The organism is Micrococcus sp. HSID17227 (assembly GCF_003989405.1).
In the GTDB taxonomy this organism is placed as follows: domain Bacteria; phylum Actinomycetota; class Actinomycetes; order Actinomycetales; family Micrococcaceae; genus Micrococcus; species Micrococcus luteus.
In genome coordinates this window covers 1-3,823 of record NZ_RBLN01000207.1, presented here as the reverse complement: position 1 = coordinate 3,823, position 3,823 = coordinate 1, and the positions used below count along the sequence as shown (strand labels likewise).

The following is a 3,823-nucleotide window of genomic DNA, read 5'->3' as shown; positions in this document are numbered from 1 at the left end:
CTCGGTGGCGGCGGCCGAGAACGCGCCGAGCTCCCCGGCGCGCACGAGCTGCTCGCCCACGGCCTGCCGGTTCACGGTGGAGTCCAGCACGGAGCGCTTGAGGCGCACGGTGGTGGCCGGCGGCGTCTCGAGCCCGGTCAGGGCGGCCAGGGCCTGCATCGCCTGGAACGGCGAGCAGCCCCAGCGGGGGCGGACGTGGTGCAGTGAGCCGACGTGCTCCTGCAGCCGGCGCCGTCGTTCGGTCAGGGCGGCCTCGTCCCGGGCGGTGTCGGGGTCCACGGCCCGCTCGGAGCGCAGGACGGCCTGCACGAGCTGGCGGCGGAGCAGCTCGGGGTCCGCGTTGGCGGGCACGTCCAGCGCGATCGAGCGCAGGTCCGCCTCCTCGAGGCGGTCGAGCACGTCGGCCAGGGCGGCGGAGCGCTCGGCCACGACCAGCACGCGCCGACCCTCCCAGGCCAGGCGCGCGGCCAGGGCGGCGGCGGTCTGGGTCTGCCCGGTGCCGGGGGCGGCCGCCACCACGAGGGACTCCCCCGCCGCGGCGTGCTCGAGCACGCGTGCCTGGGCGGCGTCGACGTCGACGACGAGGCGCTCGTCCGCCGGGGCGACGTCATCCTCCGCGGGCGCGCCCGTGGGCTGCAGCGCCGCCGGGCGGGGCACCATGCCGGTCCCGGCGTCGTACAGGGCCTGCACGACCGGCAGATCCTCGAGGGAGGCGGGCAGGGAGGCGGTCTCGCCGAGGTCCGCGAACGTGGAGACGAGCAGGCAATCCTGGATGTGCAGGTCCGCGATCGCGGCGGTCTCCTCGCGCAGGCGGGCGAACGCGGGGGCGGGCTCGAGGCGCGCCGTGGCGTAGGCGGCCTGCTGGTACGCCTCGGGGTCCAGGGCGATGCCGTGGTGCCGGCGCAGGTTCCGCACGAGCGCCGGGTTCAGGCGGGCCGGCTCGGTGATCTGGACCTCCAGCTCGTCCCGGCCCCGGGCGCCGCGGCGCACCGTCAGGGCCACGCGGGCCAGCAGCACGGGGGCGGAGCGGCGCTCCCGCCGACCGTCCTCCTCGGCCGTCCACGTGGCCACGCCCACGGCGCGCGCGCCGACGTCGCAGCCGCGTTCCTCCGCCAGCTCGCGTACCTTGGCGCGCAGGCCGAGGGAGACCGCGTGCGCCGCGTCCAGCTCCGGGCCGGCCGGCAGCAGGGTGGACAGGCGGGTGCGCCGCCCCAGCAGCAGCTGCGAGACGCCGGAGGAGTTCGCCTCCGTGAGGTCGATGCTGTTGGCCGCCGAGGGCGCGAACCGCAGCATCGTGTCGTTCTCGGCGCCCGAGCCCAGGGAGGACACCCAGGCGGCCGGGTCGGGGCGGGTCTGCCCCTCGTCGGGGCGTGCGGCGGCGCGGGCGCGGGCCAGGCGCGGGAACTCCTGCTCGGTCACGTGCGTGCGGTCCTTCCTCCGTCGCCTGGGTCCAGGCGGTCTTCGTGCGGACGGCCGCCCCGGTCAGGGGCGGCCGGATGCGGCGCCGGACGCGCCGCTCACTCCCACTCGATGGTGCCCGGCGGCTTGCTGGTCACGTCGAGCACGACGCGGTTGACACCGTCGACCTCGTTGGTGATGCGGTTCGAGATGCGGGACAGGACGTCGTCCGGGATCCGCGCCCAGTCCGCCGTCATGGCGTCCTCGCTGGTGACGGGGCGCAGGACGACCGGGTGGCCGTAGGTGCGGCCGTCACCCTGCACGCCCACGGAGCGCACGTCCGCGAGCAGCACCACCGGGCACTGCCAGATCTGGCGGTCCAGCCCGGCCGCGGTGAGCTCGGCGCGCACGATCGCGTCCGCGCGGCGCAGCAGATCCAGGCGCTCCTGGGTGACCTCGCCGATGATGCGGATGCCCAGACCCGGGCCCGGGAACGGCTGGCGGTGCACGATGCCCTCGGGCAGGCCGAGCTCGGCGCCCACGGCGCGGACCTCGTCCTTGAACAGCTCGCGCAGCGGCTCGCACAGCTCGAACTCGATGTCGTCCGGCAGGCCGCCCACGTTGTGGTGGGACTTGATGTTGGCCGCCCCGTCCCCGCCGCCGGACTCGACGACGTCCGGGTAGAGCGTGCCCTGCACGAGGAAGCGGACCTCGGTGGCGTCCGGGTCGTGCTCGGACTCGAGGACGATGTCCGCCTGCGCCTTCTCGAAGGTGCGGATGAACCGCTCGCCGATGATCTTGCGCTTGGCCTCGGGGTCGGTGACGCCGGCCAGCGCGGACAGGAAGTCCTCGCGCGCGTCCACCATCACGAGGCGGGCGCCGCCGTGGGCCTCGCCGAACGCCTGCTCGATCTCGGCGGACTCGCCCTCGCGCATGAGGCCGTGGTCCACGTAGACGCAGGTGAGGCGGTCGCCGATGGCGCGCTGCACGAGGGCCGCGGCCACGGCGGAGTCCACGCCGCCGGACAGGCCGCAGATGGCCCGCTTGTCCCCGATCTGCTCGCGGATGCGCTCGACCTGCTCCTCGATCACGCCGCTGGCCGTCCAGTCCGCGCCCAGGCCCGCACCCACGTGCAGGAACTGCTCGAGCACCCGCTGACCGTGGGAGGAGTGGCCCACCTCGGGATGCCACTGCACGCCGAAGATGCGGCGCTCGCGGTCCTCGAACGCGGCGACGGGGGCGCCCGCGGTGGAGGCCGTCACGGCGAAGCCCTCGGGCGCCTGCGTCACGGCGTCCCCGTGGGACATCCACACGACCTGCTCGAGGTCCTGGCCCGCGAACAGCACGGAGTCGGCGTCCACCGAGTCCAGGCGGGTGGAGCCGTACTCCCGGGTGCCGGTCTTGGCCACGGTGCCGCCGAGGGCGTGCGCAATCGACTGGAAGCCGTAGCACAGGCCCAGCACGGGCACCCCGGCCTCGAGCAGCGCCGGATCCAGCTGCGGGGCGCCGGGCTCGTACACCGACGACGGCCCGCCCGAGAGGATCAGCGCCGCGGGCTTGCGCTCCAGGATCTGCGCCGCCGGGGTGGAGGCGGGCACGACCTCGGAGTAGACGTTGGCCTCGCGCACACGACGCGCGATGAGCTGTGCGTACTGGGCGCCGAAGTCCAGCACCAGCACCGTGGGCATCACGTCGCTGAGCGGGGCGGGGGTGTCGGGGTGGGGGGCATTCTGCGTCACCCGTCCAGGATAGTCGAGGCGCTCAGTAGCGCCGCGCGGCGTCCGGGAAGCGGTGCAGCTCGTCCCGGACCACGCGGGTCATGCGCTTCTCCACCACGAAGGACAGGAACGGCACGACGCCGCCGCCGGCCATCGCCAGCAGGCGCAGCGGCTCCCAGCGCATCAGGGACCACAGGCGGAACGAGGCGAGCAGGTACACCACGTACATCCAGCCGTGGGCGATGAGGATGAACAGGGACAGGTTCACTCCCCCGGTCACGCTGTCCGTGGGGTGCAGCCCCAGGCCGTTGGCCTCTCCGTCCAGGGTGGTGCCGCCCGCGTAGAGCTCCACGTGCATGCCGTACTTCAGCACCATCTCCGCCACGAGCAGCAGGAGCATGATGCCGGTGATCCACGCGCACACCACGTAGAGGCGGGTGGCGGAGCGGATCTGCTGCTGGGTGCCGGCGAAACGGCGATGCTCCCGGCCTGGCCGCGGGGGCGGCTCGGGCAGGTCGGCCTCCGTGATGTCCTCGGGATCCGGCAGGCTCGCCGGGTCCACCGGCTGGGGGCCGGGGTGCTGGGTGCTCATCGGCTCTGCTCCTCTCGGGGCCCACGGGGGCCCGGGTCGCGGGGGTCGGGGCGCGCGGCCCCGTCGTCGTCGTGGTCCTGGCGTGGGTGCGCCGCGGACTGTGCCGCGACGAGAG

2 protein-coding genes and 1 pseudogene are annotated in these 3,823 nt (G+C 74.8%); all 3 read right to left on the bottom strand.

The features are described 5' to 3' along the window. Window positions 1–1,419, bottom strand: a pseudogene (locus tag D8M29_RS09520) (hypothetical protein); the annotation flags it as partial. A gap of 98 nt (window positions 1,420–1,517) precedes the next feature. Continuing rightward, window positions 1,518–3,137, bottom strand: a complete 1,620-nt coding sequence (gene guaA, locus D8M29_RS09515; protein WP_153239438.1) for a glutamine-hydrolyzing GMP synthase — start codon at window positions 3,135–3,137, stop codon at window positions 1,518–1,520. 22 nt (window positions 3,138–3,159) lie between these two features. Beyond that, window positions 3,160–3,708, bottom strand: a complete 549-nt coding sequence (locus tag D8M29_RS09510) for a DUF3817 domain-containing protein (RefSeq protein ID WP_036340922.1) — start codon at window positions 3,706–3,708, stop codon at window positions 3,160–3,162. Window positions 3,709–3,823 lie beyond the last annotated feature (115 nt).